At 46.0% G+C, this 15,792-nt stretch carries 15 protein-coding genes; 4 read left to right on the forward strand and 11 right to left on the reverse strand.

Annotation, left to right across the window (positions count from 1 at the left end):
- Positions 1 to 91 precede the first annotated feature (91 nt).
- A complete protein-coding gene (locus DESDI_RS13080) occupies positions 92 to 1,525 on the reverse strand; it encodes a sigma-54 interaction domain-containing protein (RefSeq protein ID WP_015263089.1) in 1,434 nt (477 codons plus the stop codon).
- 314 nt (positions 1,526 to 1,839) lie between these two features.
- On the opposite strand from DESDI_RS13080, the gene DESDI_RS13085 reads away from it, so the two are divergent.
- The gene (locus DESDI_RS13085) at positions 1,840 to 3,144 is read left to right on the forward strand and encodes an acetyl-CoA hydrolase/transferase family protein (RefSeq protein WP_015263090.1); all 1,305 of its coding nucleotides are present in this window, start codon (positions 1,840 to 1,842) and stop codon (positions 3,142 to 3,144) included.
- A 20-nt stretch (positions 3,145 to 3,164) separates the two neighbouring features.
- Positions 3,165 to 4,472, forward strand: coding sequence for a thiolase family protein (locus DESDI_RS13090; RefSeq protein ID WP_015263091.1), 1,308 nt, complete (start codon positions 3,165 to 3,167; stop codon positions 4,470 to 4,472).
- 215 nt (positions 4,473 to 4,687) lie between these two features.
- Here DESDI_RS13090 and rpmF read toward each other — a convergent pair whose 3' ends face one another.
- The 4 genes from rpmF to DESDI_RS13105 all read right to left on the reverse strand — a co-directional run bounded on the left by rpmF (position 4,688) and on the right by DESDI_RS13105 (position 7,778).
- Positions 4,688 to 4,867, reverse strand: a complete 180-nt coding sequence (gene rpmF, locus DESDI_RS17665; RefSeq protein ID WP_015263092.1) for a 50S ribosomal protein L32 — start codon at positions 4,865 to 4,867, stop codon at positions 4,688 to 4,690.
- A gap of 30 nt (positions 4,868 to 4,897) precedes the next feature.
- Positions 4,898 to 5,407: a YceD family protein gene (locus DESDI_RS13095; RefSeq protein ID WP_015263093.1), complete on the reverse strand. Its 510-nt coding sequence runs from the start codon at positions 5,405 to 5,407 to the stop codon at positions 4,898 to 4,900.
- Positions 5,408 to 5,472: 65 nt separating this feature from the next.
- Positions 5,473 to 6,672 (reverse strand): acetate kinase, encoded by a 1,200-nt coding sequence (locus DESDI_RS13100; RefSeq protein WP_015263094.1) that lies wholly within the window; start codon positions 6,670 to 6,672, stop codon positions 5,473 to 5,475.
- 347 nt (positions 6,673 to 7,019) lie between these two features.
- Positions 7,020 to 7,778, reverse strand: a complete 759-nt coding sequence (locus DESDI_RS13105; protein ID WP_015263095.1) for a patatin-like phospholipase family protein — start codon at positions 7,776 to 7,778, stop codon at positions 7,020 to 7,022.
- 80 nt (positions 7,779 to 7,858) lie between these two features.
- Between DESDI_RS13105 and DESDI_RS13110 the strand changes: the two genes are divergently transcribed.
- Positions 7,859 to 9,016, forward strand: a complete 1,158-nt coding sequence (locus tag DESDI_RS13110; protein WP_015263096.1) for a nucleoside recognition domain-containing protein — start codon at positions 7,859 to 7,861, stop codon at positions 9,014 to 9,016.
- 118 nt (positions 9,017 to 9,134) lie between these two features.
- On the opposite strand, the gene DESDI_RS13115 is transcribed toward DESDI_RS13110, so the two are convergent.
- Positions 9,135 to 9,644, reverse strand: coding sequence for an ATPase (locus DESDI_RS13115; RefSeq protein WP_015263097.1), 510 nt, complete (start codon positions 9,642 to 9,644; stop codon positions 9,135 to 9,137).
- A 19-nt stretch (positions 9,645 to 9,663) separates the two neighbouring features.
- Complete coding sequence (rsmD, locus tag DESDI_RS13120) at positions 9,664 to 10,206, reverse strand: 16S rRNA (guanine(966)-N(2))-methyltransferase RsmD (protein WP_015263098.1); 543 nt, start codon at positions 10,204 to 10,206, stop codon at positions 9,664 to 9,666.
- A gap of 286 nt (positions 10,207 to 10,492) precedes the next feature.
- Between rsmD and gpr the strand changes: the two genes are divergently transcribed.
- Positions 10,493 to 11,479, forward strand: a complete 987-nt coding sequence (gene gpr, locus DESDI_RS13125; protein WP_015263099.1) for a GPR endopeptidase — start codon at positions 10,493 to 10,495, stop codon at positions 11,477 to 11,479.
- Between the two features lie 47 nt (positions 11,480 to 11,526).
- On the opposite strand, the gene DESDI_RS13130 is transcribed toward gpr, so the two are convergent.
- From DESDI_RS13130 to sdaAB, 4 genes are all read right to left on the reverse strand, one after another.
- Positions 11,527 to 11,649 carry a small, acid-soluble spore protein, alpha/beta type gene (locus DESDI_RS13130; RefSeq protein WP_015263100.1) on the reverse strand — a complete coding sequence of 41 codons (123 nt, stop codon included), beginning with the start codon at positions 11,647 to 11,649 and terminating at the stop codon, positions 11,527 to 11,529.
- A gap of 143 nt (positions 11,650 to 11,792) precedes the next feature.
- Positions 11,793 to 14,189: an ATP-dependent DNA helicase RecG gene (recG, locus tag DESDI_RS13135; RefSeq protein WP_015263101.1), complete on the reverse strand. Its 2,397-nt coding sequence runs from the start codon at positions 14,187 to 14,189 to the stop codon at positions 11,793 to 11,795.
- Complete coding sequence (sdaAA, locus tag DESDI_RS13140) at positions 14,186 to 15,049, reverse strand: L-serine ammonia-lyase, iron-sulfur-dependent, subunit alpha (protein WP_015263102.1); 864 nt, start codon at positions 15,047 to 15,049, stop codon at positions 14,186 to 14,188. The genes recG and sdaAA overlap by 4 nt, the downstream gene beginning before the upstream one ends.
- Before the next feature lie 12 nt (positions 15,050 to 15,061).
- Positions 15,062 to 15,733: an L-serine ammonia-lyase, iron-sulfur-dependent subunit beta gene (gene sdaAB, locus DESDI_RS13145; protein WP_015263103.1), complete on the reverse strand. Its 672-nt coding sequence runs from the start codon at positions 15,731 to 15,733 to the stop codon at positions 15,062 to 15,064.
- Between the last annotated feature and the right edge of the window lie 59 nt (positions 15,734 to 15,792).

The following is a 15,792-nucleotide window of genomic DNA, read 5'->3' on the forward strand; positions in this document are numbered from 1 at the left end:
GTAATGACGAATGGAAACGACGTAAGCACAAGAGTAAAAGAAAGCCTCTCCAGCATTGGAGAGACTTTCTTTCATATTTATTAATACGTTATTATTCCCGCTCCCTCACTTTGACGACCTGAACCTTTCGGTAGATCGCTGAACGGTCAACATCTAAAATTCTTGCAGCTTCACTAACGCATCCATTACATTCCTGTAAGATATTCCGAATATATTCCTGCTCGATTTGATTCATGACCTTCTTGAGCGGAGCTTTAGAACTTACCGTGATGCGAAAGGTATCCATTTGATCATGCTTCAGACCTGATACACGATTTCCCGGCAGATTGGAAATTTCCTCAACTTGATAATCTATCACCCTATCCCTGGTTGTGATAGCCAAGCGTTCAATTAAATTGCGCAGTTCGCGAACATTCCCGGGCCAACTATAGTTCAGAAATCCCTTAAGGGTTTCGGTTGAAAAAACCTTGTTATAGCCGTTTTTCTTATTTAATTCCTTCAAAAAGATGTTGCTCATCGCTATGATATCCTCTGGTCGGTCGCGTAGAGGAGCCAGCTGAAGAGGGACAACATTAATGCGATAAAAAAGATCCTCTCGAAAAGCCTTATTCTCAACCATCTTTTTTAAATCGCGGTTTGTGGCACAAATCAGTCGAAAGTCAACTTTTTTAGAACTTACCCCTCCTATTCTTCTCACGTCGCCATTCTCCAAGACTCGCAATAATTTCGCCTGGAGGACAAGCGGCATCTCACCTATCTCATCCAGGAAGATTGTTCCCTTATCTGCCAGCTCAAATAATCCGGGTTTTCCTTTGGCATCCGCACCGGTAAACGATCCTTTTTCATAACCAAACAGTTCAGCTTCAATCAGGTTTTCAGGAATGGCCGAACAATTCACGGTAATGAAGGCTTCCTTGGCCCGGCGGCTGATGCTATAGATATACTTGGCCAGTACTTCTTTTCCCGTACCGGATTCGCCATACAAAAGAACCGATGACTCAGTCGGTCCTACCCAATTAACTTCCATCAGTAAATTCTTCATAGCTGCACTTTCAGCAACCAGCTGTTGGTTCTTAACCCCTTGCTCTCTTAAGTACTGGACCTCCTCTTTATAACGCTGCACGAGCTCCCGCTCTTTATCTAAACTCTGTGCCAATTTTACAAGGGTGTCCTTTTCCCGGCTATTGCTGATGACCATGGTAATATTGCCTTGGGAATCGAATAAGGGCCGACTGGTGCACATCAGATTGACTCCATCCCTGGTTTTGATTGTGCCGGTCACGCTAGCTCTCTTTTCTATAGCTTCCAAAGCTATTGATTTATCCCAATAGCCCTCTTCCACAAGTTCCTGAATATTTTTACCGACCATTTGCCCTATCGACAAATTCAATAACCGTTCGGCCGTAGGATTCGCCATTATGATATTCCCCTCAGCATCGGTAACAAAAATAGAATCATAAGAATTATCCATGACTTCTTCAAGGGAATAAGCGTTGATTTGTATAGAATTATTCGGCTCAATCATTGATGATTCACCCCTTCTGGTAATTCTCATGACTGCGTTTAAGAATTTAGATATAAATCATTAAAATAATTATAGATCTATAAAACTCTGTTTACAAGCTCAATGTGTCGTATTTATCACACATGTCGCTAAATTTCAACATCGTCCGTTGTAGTAATACAATATGTTTCACTGACCGCACAGCCGACGCCCTTTGCTAATCGCCGGAAATCCCCCTCTGCCGTGTTTGTTTTTGGTATCGAGGTGGATGGCATGGTTCTTGCTATAAATAAAAACGTTCAAATAATTTATAGCTGGAAAGGAGCGTCTTCCTAATGGATTGGAGAGAAACGTACAAGAGCCGCTTAACAACCGCTGATGAAGCTGTAAAAGTTGTAAAATCAGGCGACTTTGTTATACCCGGCCATGCTGCAAGTGAATCGGAACTACTTGTCAATGCTCTCGCCAAACGTTACAACGAATTGGAGAATGTCACCATTATTCAAGGGGTGTCCCTTGGCAGTTCGCCTTACTGCAAACCTGAAATGGAAGGTCATTTTATCTTGAAATCCATGTTCCTCGGTGCCAATACCAGAAAATCAGTGTGGGATAACCGTGGGACTTTTTTCACGTTGATGTTCAATGAGTTCCCACGAGCTTTTCGAGAGGGTCATTTAGGCTCCGATGTCTTTATTACAATGGTTAGCCCGCCGGATGAGCATGGGTACTGTAGTCTGGGCATGTCGGTCGATCACTCCAAGGAACTGGTGAATTGTGCTAAGATTGTCATCGCTGAGGTTAATCCCAATGTTCCTCGAACCTATGGCGATACACTCGTTCATGTCAATGATCTCGATTATATAGTTGAAAACGATGGTCCGATTCTCGAGCTTACCCGTTTTGCCGCTATGGATGAAGTTACACAAGCCATCGGCCGCCACGTAGCGGCGCTGATTAAAGACGGCGACACACTCCAAATGGGTGCTGGGACGATTCCTGATGCCATTCTTAATTACCTTAAGGATAAAAATGATCTAGGCATTCACACGGAAATGTTCTCTGATGGCTTAATTGAATTGATTGAAGCCGGAATCGTGAATGGCTCGAAGAAAACTATCAACCCTGGAAAAATTGTGGTCGCCTTTGCCCAAGGAACAAAGAAAGTTTATGAATACATCCACAATAACCCTCTCTTTGAGTTTCGCCCGGTCGATTATGTTAATAATCCTTGCATCATCGCCCAACACGATAATATGGTCGCCATCAATTCTGCCTTGGAAATTGACTTAGGCGGTCAAGTTTGCGCTGAAGCCATCGGTACAAAGCAGTACAGCGGCATCGGCGGACAGTTGGATTTTATCCGCGGAGCTGGGGCTGCCAAGAATGGTCGAGCAATTATCGTTCTCCAATCCTCAGCTAAAAACGGAACAATCTCCCGAATTTCCTGTCAGTTAAAGCCCGGAACTCCTGTAACCACAACGCGAAACGATGTTCGTTGGGTTGTGACAGAGTATGGTGCTGTCAATCTATACTGCAAATCGGAAAGCGAACGAGCCGCGGCGCTAATCAGTATCGCCCATCCCAATTTCCGAGAGCAGCTCCGACAGGAGTATCGTGAAATCTATGGCCGAACACTATAAATAAACGAGGTGATGTGATTATGAGTTTCCGCAAAAGTGAAGATGATATTGTTTGTATTAGTGCAACCAGAACGCCCTTTGGTAAATTCGGTGGTTCGTTGAAAGACATCGATATCTACGAACTTGGTGCTATTGCCATGAGAAATGCGATGGCCAAAATTGACCTTGACCCGGCTCTCATCGATGAAGTATGGTGGGGCAATGGGGATACTAGCAGCACGAAGGATCCGTTCACACCCGTTGTAGCTCGCCAAACCATGCTTAAAGCCGGGATTCCACCCGAAACCCCGTCGGTTGCTTTCGACCAAGCCTGCACCTCCGCCTTAAGTACCATAAAATATGGTGCTCGGAGCATTAAACTAGGGGAAGCAAAAATCGTTATGACTGGAGGGGCGACCAGTTTTAGCACTATTCCCTTTTTACTCCGGGATATTCGATGGGAAGGAAAAAAACATTCTTCCTTTATGGTTGAAGACCCAATTATCCCTCTGGGATACAAAGATTATGCCCCTGTAGCAGTAGATTCAGGTAATGTCGCCATAGAGTACGGAGTATTACGTGAAGAACAGGATGAATTGGCCCTGGCCAGTCACCTTAAATACGGCCAGGCCCGGGAACGCGGATTTTTCAACAATGAACTGCAGCCCCTTGAGATCATGCAAAAAGATCGCAAAGGAAAAACCCTCACTTCCAAACTTTTAGATATCGATGAGCAATTTCGTCCGAATATTACTATAGAGAGTCTGGCAAAACTGAAACCGATTTTCGACAACCCGACTTGTACAGCCGGCAATGCTCCAGGAATGAATGATGGTGCCACCGCTCAAATCATCACCACCAGAAAAAATGCTGAGCAATTGGGTTTGCCTATTCTTTATACCCTGGTCAGTATTTCCGCCATCGCCCTGCAGCCAAGGATTATGCCGGTTTCCCCAGCTTTCGCCATTAAGAAATGCCTGGATGAAGCAGAATTGACCATGGCTGACATACAAACGATTGAAATTAATGAAGCCTTTGCTTGTGTTCCGTTGGTTTCCTTGAAACTCTTAGCTAATGAACGCTTCTTAAACAGTGACTATCAGGTGATGGTCAAAGAGGCCTCAACTCAACCCATCTTGGATTATGATCCTGCCAGCTATCAAAAGCTTAAGGAAAAACTTAACCCAAATGGAAGCGCAATTGCTGTCGGACATCCTAACACCGCAAGTGGAGCACGCATTATGATGACGGCTGCCTATCATCTCAAAGAAACCGGCGGCGGGTATGCAGCTTGTGCGATTTGCGGCGGTCTGACACAGGGTGCAGGAGCTATCATTTGGGTCGAGTAAGCACTAGATAAACGAGACTTGCGTCAGACGAAGTTATACTCATCGCCGACTCTTGTCTTCTCCTAATTATTAAAATTAAAGCAACGTATTAGCCTCAACAATGGTTAATACGTTGCTTTTTTGAGCGCATTTAGTTGACGCATCCACGAAGTGGATAAAGCTTATATTCGGATACGCACAAAAAAAGAAGCCTTGCGGCTTCTCTCTCTTTGCGATTACTCACCCATCGATACTACTTCCTTGGCTTTATAAAAGCCGCAGCTTGGGCAAATATGATGTGGCAATGTAGGCTTATGACATTGGGGGCATTCAATGTGGTTTGGAGCTGTTAACTTCCACATTGCCCGACGTTTACGAACTCTGGATTTGGATTGGCGATGTTGACCAACACCCATGGATTACACCCCCTTTAAACTTTCGAATAATTAATCTTCACGAGGCCAGTTGGCTAACGCTGCAAGACGGGGATCCACTTGATCTTGGACACAGTCACAAGATTCAACATTGTGATTCACACCGCAAACAGGGCACAACCCTTTACACTCAGAAGAACAGATAAACCTCATCGGTAAGGCCAACACGATTTGCTCAAGAATGCGGTCACTGAGTTCAATTTCATCCTTTTCGAACACCAGCACAGTCTCTATTTGTTCTTCCGTTGCTTGGGGAGCATATACCCACTCATCTTCATAATCCTGATGAATTGTATAATGAAAAGGTTCTAGGCAACGACCACATTGAGTTTTAATCTCAGCATCGATCGTACCCTGGACAAGCAAGGAATCCCCCGTATTGTTCACCTGAAGTTGAACGTGTACAGGAGCGACAAAAGTAATCCCCTCAAGTTCTGATTCAAAGGCGGAAAAGTCGTCTTTTAAATCAAAATGAGCAGTACCAATTTCATCGCGGCGAATTTGAGCGACATTAATTATCACAATGACCACTCCAATACACAACCATTATTATAGTTGGCTAGATTTTCTTTGTCAAGGAAAACTCCTTAACCCTTACTTACAATATCTAAAGTATCCAAAGCAATCATCAATTCTTCATTAGTAGGAATAACGAGAACTCGACAGGTCGCTTCAGGAACCGAAATGTCAATCTCTTGACCGCGTGTTTTGTTCTTTTCCAGATCAAGTTTAGTACCAAGGTAATCCAGTCCCTGCACAACAGTCTCCCGCATTTCGGCAGAGTTTTCGCCTAAGCCAGCTGTAAAGATAATGGCATCTGCGCCGTCTAAAACCGCAGCATAGGAGCCAATGTATTTCTTTACATCATGGGCAAACACTTGTAGCGCTAGACCGGCACGGTAATTTCCTTGATCACGAGCTTGCTCAATATCACGGAAATCGCTGCTCACCCCGGAAAGTCCTAAGACTCCGCTCTTTTTATTAAGGAAGTCATTCACTTCATCGGAGGTCAGATTTTCCTTCTGTTGAATGAACGATACGATTGAAGGGTCTAAGTCACCTGAGCGAGTCCCCATCATAAGTCCTTCTAAGGGAGTAAAACCCATGGAGGTTTCGAGGGATTTTCCATCTTTAATAGCTGTGATGGAAGAGCCATTGCCTAAATGGCAGCTAATCAGCTTCAAGCCTTCTACAGGGCGACCCAAGAGCTCCGCAGCACGTTGACTTACATATTTATGAGAAGTCCCATGAAAACCATATTTCCTGATTTTATATTTTTCATAAAGTTCATAGGGCAATCCATAGAGATAGGCATGGGCAGGCATGGTTTGATGAAAGGCTGTATCAAAAACAGCGACTTGAGGTACACCAGGCATGAGTTTTTGACACGCTTCAATGCCTGCGATATTAGGAGGATTATGAAGAGGTGCTAATTCAATGCACTCCTCAATGGCTTGCATAACTTCATCGTCAATCAGGACGGAACTAGCAAATTTCTCGCCTCCATGGACCACACGATGACCCACAGCACCGATTTCTTCAAGGCCTTTTAGTACTCCATATTCAGGATTAACTAAAGCATCTAATACCAATTGAATGGCTACAGTATGATTGGGTATTTCCGCAGTAATAATCTCCTTTTCTCCGGCAGCCGGACGATGGGTTAGGACTGCACCAGGAAGACCAATCCGTTCTACTAAACCTTTGGCGATAGGAGTCTTGGTATTCATATCAAGCAATTGATACTTCAGCGAGGAACTCCCACAGTTAATCACAAGAACCTTCACAATAAATTACCCCCTATTTTTCTTTTCCACCCATTTTTCTTTTTTTCTTATTTCTAGTTTCTTCTCTAAGAACGCAAAAGATGATCTCTTATCATTTTGCCCAGAATGAGACATTCTCTTACCTCTTTTAAAGATATCTATAAAGAAATAACACAAATACGTGTGAATTTATCTCTCTCTTCACACGATAAAGGGTACCTACTTCAGTGGAGCTTCACTTCCCCTGAAGATGGACTTAGCCTCGCTGAGCACAAGCCAACTAAAACTTGCAAAGCAATCTAGTTTCTGATGTCCACAGCGTGGAAAACACTTTTTTAGTTTAACACAAATCATTTACATTTCAAGTGTTAACCAAAAATGCGAACAATGTCGGAAAGTTTAGAATTTGCTGCGGTTCTTCCCAAGGCAATGGCTTCTTCAGCCTGATCAAATTGTAAAATACCAATATGACCCACCTCAGGCTGAATGAGCACATCAGCTTTATCCTTTTGGGTCTGAAAGACTTCTTCTTCCAGTATCCCTAGCGATTGCATCATCACATCCATGGCCGTGTTGAGCTTGGCTGACAATCCCTTTTTTACATCTACTGCTAAAATTCTATCCGCGCCCAATTCCTTGGCTACCATGATAGGCAAACGATTCTTCACAGCCCCATCCACCAGGAGATGACCTTGATAACTATAGGGCTTAAATACCCCGGGAATGGAAACGCTGGCACGAACTGCGTGGGCCACGCTGCCTTCTCGGAAAACAACCCTATTTCCTGTTTCAATATCTGTTGCCACGATAGCTAAGGGGATCCGTAGTTCAGCAAAGGTTAAATCCTTAGTGAGAAGTCGCATAGCTTCTAAGAACTTTTCCCCTTTGACAAAGCCGTCTCTAGAAACGGAGAGATCGATGAGCCTCTTGCTAAATCCTTGGTAGGTAATCAATCGTTCTAAACGATAGAGATCTACTCCCGCTGCCCAGAGTGCACCAAAGACGGCCCCGATGCTACAACCGACGATACAATCGACCTCAATCTTCTCTTCTTCGAGCACCTGCAAAAAACCCAAATGAGCCAAACCCCGCGCTCCGCCCGACCCCAGAACTAATCCTTTTTTCATAATTCGACCTCCTGACGACCAAAACTCTTCTAGCCAGCCCTCTTTCTCCATATATATTTATGTGGAAGGACGGGTGAGATATGGCTGCAATTTTTCGCATCATCCCATTTTTTCTTTTAGGTTTAGTCATGTTTTATTTTCCCCAAGAGGTTGTTCGGTCGGCTGCAGATGGCCTTTCCCTATGGTGGCGTTATGTACTTCCGGCGCTCCTGCCATTTTTCATACTTTCCGAACTCTTACTTGCCTCAGGCTTTGTTCACTTTATGGGAGTATTAGTAGAACCCTTAATGCGCCCCATCTTCCGTCTCCCGGGGCAAGCTTCCTTTGTGGTGGCGATGAGCTATACCTCAGGTATCCCGATTGGTGCTGTACTGACCACCAAGCTACGTCAAAATAAAGTTCTTACTCGTGTAGAAGGAGAACGACTCTTAGCCTTTACCTGCAATCCCAGCCCGGGGTTCATGTTCGGAGCAGTCGCTTCCAGCATGCTATTAAGGCCTGAGCTTGGCATTGTCCTTGTCGGATCCGTTTATCTGGGGAATCTCTTAGTCGGAATCCTTTTCCGCTTTTATCGGGCTAGTGAATCTACAAAGTATCCTCCTTCCCCGCCTTCTTTACGTAAAGCCTTCCAAGAGCTACAGAATGCCCAGAGAGTAGACCCCAGGCCATTTGCCCAACAGCTTGGCGATGCTATTCGACAGGGTATCAATACCCTTCTCTTAGTGGGTGGCTTCATCGTTTTTTTCTCCGTATTAGTCAATTTACTGGAGTCAATCCATGTCACCCAGGCCATGGGTAGTCTTTTATCCAGACTTACCGGCGGGCTGATTACCACTCAAGCCGTCGATGCTCTAATGACCGCTTTCCTTGAGACAACCTTAGGCTGTCGGTCGGTTATTGACACCTTTTCTAGCCTTCATCTCCAGATTGGGCTCCTGGCTGCCGTCTTAGGTTGGGGAGGGCTTTCCTCTTTTGCCCAAGTTGCCACTTTCACCAGTACGACAGATTTGCGTTTTCTGCCCTTTGTCGTGGGAAGAGGACTTCACATGATTTTCGCCTTAGTCCTCAGCCAGATCTTTCTGAGCCTTATGAAATTCCCCGTCTTCGCTCTCCGGCTTACCCCAGGCCCCTTTAGTTTCATGGAAACTTGGCGTCTAAGTTCATGGTTCTTCTGTTCTACAATGCTTATTTTCCTAGGAATCAGCTTCGGAATGCGTGTTTTCTACTCCCGTAAATAATCGCTTAGGGAAGCATAATAATTTGTAATAAAAATCACAATAGACTATAGTCTTAAGGGCTACCCGGAGGTATCCCTTATTCTTTTACAGCGCTTGCTTTGTCCATTGCTAACCGCCTCTAAGACTCCTGCTGCTGCGAATTTCCTTTATCACTAGGCTTTTCTCTCTGATCCCGTTTGGCCAAGTTTCGCAAATCCTCACGGTTGCGGCGTACCGACTGCAAGGTTTCCGCCACACTTTGCTCTACTTGGAGCAGCATCTCATCTGTGTACTGGATCGCTCCCAATTTAACCTCTTTGGCATAAGCCTGAGCTTGGCGAGCAATATCTTCAGCATAGCCCTGAGCCTGCTTCACAACCTCGCTCTCTTCGGCCATCTTTTCGATGTAGCTTTTGCCCCGCTCAACCAATCGTCCGGCTTCCGCTTGCGCTTCATCCATAATCTTTTGTCTTTCCGCTAGTACCCATTTTGCATTTTGAAGTTCCTCTGGAAGTGCTGTTCTCACCCGATCGAGCAAGTCAAAAATAACATTATCATCCACTAAAACTTTCCCCGTCATCGGGATCTTGGTTCCGCGATCCACAATTTCTTCTAATTCATCAAGTAATGCTAATACTTCGTTTTCCAATAGGATCCTCTCCAATCTTTTAATCGATTCTTTGCAGATACCAAATCTTTGTATCCCCGTATTCTCCCGTTTTTCTTATTTCAAAGGGAGCTACATTCGTAAGGTTTTCATCCTTCGCTGTTTCCACAATAATGACTCCGGAATATGTAAGGCGACATGGATCCAGCAAATACTTTAGGGACTTTTCGGCTAGGCCCAAATGATAGGGCGGGTCAATAAATATAAGATCAAAAATCTCTTCCTGATGCCGCGCAAGATAGTCAAAGGCATCCATCTCCATAAGCTTGGCATTCTGTACCCCCAAATGTTCAAGATTCTCTTGAATCACCCGTTGTGCTATTCGGCTTTTTTCAATAAGTATTGCTTCTTTTGCTCCTCGCGACAGGGCCTCAAGAGCTAAATTTCCCGTACCTGAGAACATATCCAATACTTTAGCGTCAACGACTTTTTCTCGCAGTACATTGAATATGGCTCCTTTAATCTTATCCGCGGTAGGACGAGTGTTTATCCCTGGTACAGCTTTTAGACGCTGTCCGCGATAATCTCCAGCAATAATTCGCATCAAATTTCACGACCTTCGAGTGGGCTAGTGCTGATACCATCTATTTTACTTCAGCAAATCTCTATTTTATATCAGCATAAGTATAACACAATCTTCAAAATTCTTCCCTAAAATTCTTGAATAAAAGTATTTTCTCAGAGAATACTAAAATAGGTCATCGAAAATTTCTCATCGAAGACCTTTCCCCCATCCAGTTCTTCCTTTCGTTTTTCACTTGGTCACTGGTCGCGAGGGCCAGTGATTTTTTTTAATTATCTAAAACTGGCATTTTAAGGAGGTCTATCCCTTGAAAAAAACAGATTTGTTGCGCGCCTTTAATGTGAATATTGATCTGGCAGTCGAAGCCCATGAATTATTAAGGGGAGATGCAGACACCGAAGTCCCCGGGGTGAGTATGGAGGTAGATAACCTCGATCATGCCACAGTGACGACGATTAAAATCTTAAATGAACAAGGCGTTCAGGAGATGGGACGCCCCCAAGGGACCTATATCACCATCGATGTTCCAGAAGTACATGATAACAATTACTTGACCCACCAAGATATCACTAAAACCTTATCCGATGAGCTGACTGAGTTGATGAGTTTATCCGAAGACGCCAGCATTCTCCTTGTGGGATTGGGCAACTGGAATGCGACTCCTGATGCTCTGGGTCCCCAGGTCATTGATAAAAGCTTAGTAACTCGCCATTTATTCAACTATACTCCCGTCGAACTACAAGGTAAGCTGCGCAAAGTCAGCGCCATAGCACCCGGCGTTCTAGGTATAACCGGTATCGAAACTGCAGAAATCATCCGTGGCATCGTTGAGCATGTGAAGCCGGATCTGGTCATAGCAATCGATGCCTTAGCAGCCGGTTCGCTCGAACGCATCGGCACAAGCATTCAAATCTCCGATACGGGAATCTCTCCGGGATCGGGTGTGGGCAATCGGCGCACAGGAATCAATGAGGAAACACTGGGTTGCCGAGTCATCGCCATCGGTCTGCCCACAGTTATGAATGCCGCCATTATTGCCAATAACTGTCTCGATTCCTTATTGGATGAGCTAAAGACCAGTCCAGCCCTTTTCCGTCTTTACAAGGAGTTCAGCCCCAAAGTCTTTGAACAGATTTTAGAAAAGGCCTTGTATCCTTATCACAACAATCTCATGGTCACCCCTAAAGAGGTCGATTCTCTAATTCAGACCACCGCTCGCATCATCGCCGGGGCTTTAGGTATGAGTCTCCATCCCGGCATCAGTACAGAAGAATATCAGATGTATATGCAATAATAAAAAGAGAGCGGCTTTCGCTCTCTTTTTATGGATTGAATTGTAGATTAGGTATTAGGGGTCTTTTTGTGCTTACGATTTGCGATGCCGATTTCCTGCGCGACTTCATACTTGAATTGCTCTAACGCAGCATTTAAAACGGGTTGATTCGTTTGTTTGGTATCTGCCATACGTAAGCCCTCCTCTTTCTTTTGCAAATCTTTCGGCAGACCTACATCGCTGCTATAACGATTTATTACTTCATTTCACTTCGCTATTATTATCTTCTAAGACTGCCCTAATCATTCCCGACAATAGATGGTGAAGTTGGAATTTAATGAAGACCCACATTTTCTATGGAAAAAAATTGATCACATTCTTGCCACACTCTAACATAGTGCTCAGGGTGGGCGAGAACTTTTTGGGTGAATTGGTAGGCTTGTTCCACCAGTCGGCCATCCCGGGACAAATCTGCCAGACGCAATTCCATAAGACCATGTTGTCTTGTCCCTAATAGCTCTCCGGCTCCCCGAAGCTTTAAGTCCTCCTCAGCTATTTTAAAACCATCCTGGGTCTCACACAGAACATCGAGACGGCGACTATTTTTCGTATCGGATAAGAGGAAACAATAGGACTGCTCACTTCCCCTTCCCACTCGACCTCTGAGCTGATGCAGTTGAGCTAGACCAAAACGTTCTGCCCCTTCAATCACCATAACGGTCGCATTAGGAACGTCGACCCCTACTTCAATGACTGTGGTAGAGACGAGAATATGGGTTTCACCTTTCTGAAAAGCTTCCATTACTTCTTCCTTTTGTGCCCCCTTCATGCGACCGTGAAGCAAACGGACCTGACGGTGGGGAAACCGTTCCTGCAAGGACTCAAAGCGCTCCGTTGCCGAAATTAAGTCCAAGCTTTCCGATTCCTCCACGAGAGGGCATACCACATAGACCTGCCTCCCCTTGTCCATCTGCTCATCCATAAACTTTTCCAGGCTCAGCCTGCCGCGTTCCGTGAGCTTACGGGTGATGATGGGCTTGCGACCGGCGGGCATTTCGTCGAGAGCTGAAAGTTGGAGATCCCCATAGAGGGTTAAGGCCAAGGTGCGGGGAATAGGAGTCGCTGTAAGGACCAGGACGTGGGGGTTCTCCCCTTTAGTTTGGAGAGAAGTTCTCTGCTTGACACCAAAGCGATGCTGTTCGTCAGTTATGGCTAGCCCAAGGGAGTGAAATTGCACACTTTCCTGGATCAAGGCATGGGTTCCGACGATGACCTGAGCTTTTCCGTAGGCGATTTCCGAGAGAATCTTATCCCGCTCACTCTTCGTCTGACTACCTAAAAGACATACAACATTTAATCCGAGGGGCCTAAAGGCCGCTTCTAAGGATTGATAATGCTGCAAGGCCAAGATTTCTGTGGGAGCCATCATGGCACCCTGATACCCTGAGCCCACAGCCATCAACAATGCCGCCATAGCCACCGCTGTCTTTCCTGAACCCACATCCCCTTGAACCAAGCGAGCCATGCCTTTGGTCTCGGCCATATCACGAAAGATTTCCTGTATTACTCGTTTTTGCGCATGGGTTAGTTCAAAAGGTAGCTGGTCATAGAAGCGTTTGACCAGCTGTTCCCCGTCCTTCAGTTGAGGACTATCATCCTTTTGCACCCCTGCTCGTAAGCGAGCTACTGCTAACTGTAGGAATAGCACTTCTTCAAAAACTAAGCGCTCTCGAGCTTGACCTAGGCTATGAAAGGATTGGGGGAAGTGAATTTCTTGATAGGCTTGGGCACGGGAATACCATCTTCCTCCCTCCTCCGAGGGTAGAAATTCGGGGAAGATCTCTGAAGCCTGATCCATAACCCCCTGAATAATACCGCGCAGGACTTTCGAGGAAAGCCGTGCAGTTTCCGAATAAACCGGAATGATCTCGGCAAGTTTTGCTGCCCCGGACTTCTGAATATCAGTGGCTTGGATTTCCGGAACCCGTTGCTGCCACCGTACCTTTCCCGTCACAATTACTGATGTACCCACAGGAAACTGCTTAAGTATAAAGGTTTGATTAAACCAAACTCCGTAGATTAAGCGCCCCTCTTGTTCGATGCTCAGCTTAACGACCTTAATCTTGCCTCGAGAAAGTTGGCTGGCAACGACTTTGCCGGCGATGGTCGCAACTTCTCCATCTTTTAGCTCACCAATCCCGCGCAAACTCCTATCCTCATAGCGGCGAGGAAAATAAAAGAAAAGATCCTTAACATTATGTAAACCAAGCTGGGCAAGGAACTTTGCACGCTCCGGTCCTACTCCCTTCAGATATTGCAAGGCGCGCGAGGGATTAGACCTAACGGTTCTCTCTTTGTCATGGGAATCTTCAGCATGTGAGTCTGGGCCATGAAAATCTGTAGTCTCTACAGGCTCTTTGGGCTCTCTTTCATCTTGTTTCAGATCGATCTGTGAGGATAATGCCGGTTCCTTTTGTTCTTCGAGAAAACGGCGTAGGTGGGCGAGAGCTTGACGGCGTTGTAAAGGACTCCAATCCTTATAGTGATGGGTTATATCCTTAAGGACACTGAAATCCCCATCCTGCTCCAATTGCCCTAAACGGCTGAGAATACCTTTTAAAAACAAATGGAAACCGCCCACGACTCCCGTATTACAGCAGCCCTGCTTTTCTTCTGCCACCATCGCGCGTTGGAGATGATTCAAGACTATTTTACCCTGATTACCGATCATAAAAAATCCGCCTGAATCCTTTGACCAGTGGGAGTAATAGCCAATCCCCCTTGAGCCGTTTCCCGAAGTGAGCAGGGCATGCTTTTACCGATTTCGTTCATGGCATCAATCACTTCGTCTAAAGGGATAGCACTTTCTATACCAGCCAAAGCCATCTCGGCTGCTGCCAGAGCAACCGTAGAAGCAGTAGCATTACGCTTAACACATGGCACCTCTACAAGTCCGGCCACAGGGTCACACACCAAGCCCAGGAAGGATTTCATAGCTATAGCGGCTGCATGAGCACATGCGGCAGGGCTTCCGCCTGCCAACTCTACGGCGGCTGCGGCTGCCATTCCTGCGGCAGACCCAATTTCAGCTTGACATCCACCTTCAGCCCCCGAGACATTGGCTCGGTCGGCAATGATCATGCCGATACCCGCAGCACAAAACAGGGCCGTCACTACTTCTTCTTCAGAAGACTGGAGAGCCTCTTCAGCAGTCAGCAATACTGCCGGTAGCACACCACAGGACCCAGCGGTGGGGGCGGCGACGATTTTACCCATGCTGGCATTGACTTCCACAACCGCTAAGGCTCGAGCTATGGCACCATTCATTCGGTCCCCGATTAAGCTCTTCTGTGAGCTTCGCCATTGGTTTACTTTAAGAGCCTCACCGCCCACCAACCCAGATAAAGATTTTCTCTCTCCGGTCAGTCCGCTTTGGACAGCCTCCCTCATGACTTGAAGGCTTTGGGCCATTCGACGACTTAGCTCGTCCCGGCTTTTTTCTGCTTCTTCGGCTTGCTCGACAAGGACGATCTCGCCAATTTTCTTCCCTTCTTGCTCGGCAAGGGATACATAATCCATGGTGGAACGCATGAACTTCCCTCCTTATTCTAAAGGTTCTATAGCCATGGCCTCGTTTACTGCTGGAAGCTTATTGATCAAAGCTAATGCAGCTGGGTCGATAGCCTGATCGGTCTCGATGATCATCAAGGCATGAGCCCCTTTTTTCTCTCTGGAAACTCTCATTTGGGCGATATTGATTTGAGTCGTGGCAATTAAGGAGGTGACTTGGGCTACCACTCCCGGCAGATCATTTTGCAGAACGACTAAGGTATGATAATCTCCCATGATTTCAACCTTAAACTCATTAATGCCTTGAATCTTAATTCGCCCGCCGCCGATGGAAGAGCCCATGACGACAACCTCATGCCCCTCCCCAGCCTTCAGACTGATTTTCACCGTGTTCGGGTGAACATCCCCTAAATCTTCTGTCCTAAAGCGAATGGATAGGCCTTGCTCATCAGCAATGTCTTGAGCCTGCGGAATCCTCTCGTCGTCTGTACGCATCCCCAATAGCCCGGCTATTAAGGCAAGATTTGTACCGTGGCCTTTACCTGTCTCCGCAAAGGAGCCATGCAGCGTCAACACCGCTTCCTGGGGTTGACCTCCATATATCTTTCTGGCCATAGCACCTAAGCGCACTGCCCCTGCAGTATGTGAACTGGAAGGCCCCACCATGATCGGGCCAATCAAATCAAAAACGGTACTCCGTCCCATAACCTTCTCTCCTTATTCTTCCGAATACTCCGCTCAACTAACCTATAAAAACCCCTCCG

The organism is Desulfitobacterium dichloroeliminans LMG P-21439, assembly GCF_000243135.2.
In the GTDB taxonomy this organism is placed as follows: domain Bacteria; phylum Bacillota; class Desulfitobacteriia; order Desulfitobacteriales; family Desulfitobacteriaceae; genus Desulfitobacterium; species Desulfitobacterium dichloroeliminans.

What these genes read in the sequence shown, in the direction of transcription:
- DESDI_RS13080 (WP_015263089.1), bottom strand. Translation starts at nt 1,525, where the DNA reads ATGATTGAGCCGAATAATTCTATACAAATCAACGCTTATTCCCTTGAA.
- DESDI_RS13085 (WP_015263090.1), top strand. Translation starts at nt 1,840, where the DNA reads ATGGATTGGAGAGAAACGTACAAGAGCCGCTTAACAACCGCTGATGAA.
- DESDI_RS13090 (WP_015263091.1), top strand. Translation starts at nt 3,165, where the DNA reads ATGAGTTTCCGCAAAAGTGAAGATGATATTGTTTGTATTAGTGCAACC.
- rpmF (WP_015263092.1), bottom strand. Translation starts at nt 4,867, where the DNA reads ATGGGTGTTGGTCAACATCGCCAATCCAAATCCAGAGTTCGTAAACGT.
- DESDI_RS13105 (WP_015263095.1), bottom strand. Translation starts at nt 7,778, where the DNA reads ATGAAAAAAGGATTAGTTCTGGGGTCGGGCGGAGCGCGGGGTTTGGCT.
- DESDI_RS13110 (WP_015263096.1), top strand. Translation starts at nt 7,859, where the DNA reads ATGGCTGCAATTTTTCGCATCATCCCATTTTTTCTTTTAGGTTTAGTC.
- rsmD (WP_015263098.1), bottom strand. Translation starts at nt 10,206, where the DNA reads ATGCGAATTATTGCTGGAGATTATCGCGGACAGCGTCTAAAAGCTGTA.
- DESDI_RS13130 (WP_015263100.1), bottom strand. Translation starts at nt 11,649, where the DNA reads ATGGCAGATACCAAACAAACGAATCAACCCGTTTTAAATGCTGCGTTA.
- recG (WP_015263101.1), bottom strand. Translation starts at nt 14,189, where the DNA reads ATGATCGGTAATCAGGGTAAAATAGTCTTGAATCATCTCCAACGCGCG.
- sdaAA (WP_015263102.1), bottom strand. Translation starts at nt 15,049, where the DNA reads ATGCGTTCCACCATGGATTATGTATCCCTTGCCGAGCAAGAAGGGAAG.
- sdaAB (WP_015263103.1), bottom strand. Translation starts at nt 15,733, where the DNA reads ATGGGACGGAGTACCGTTTTTGATTTGATTGGCCCGATCATGGTGGGG.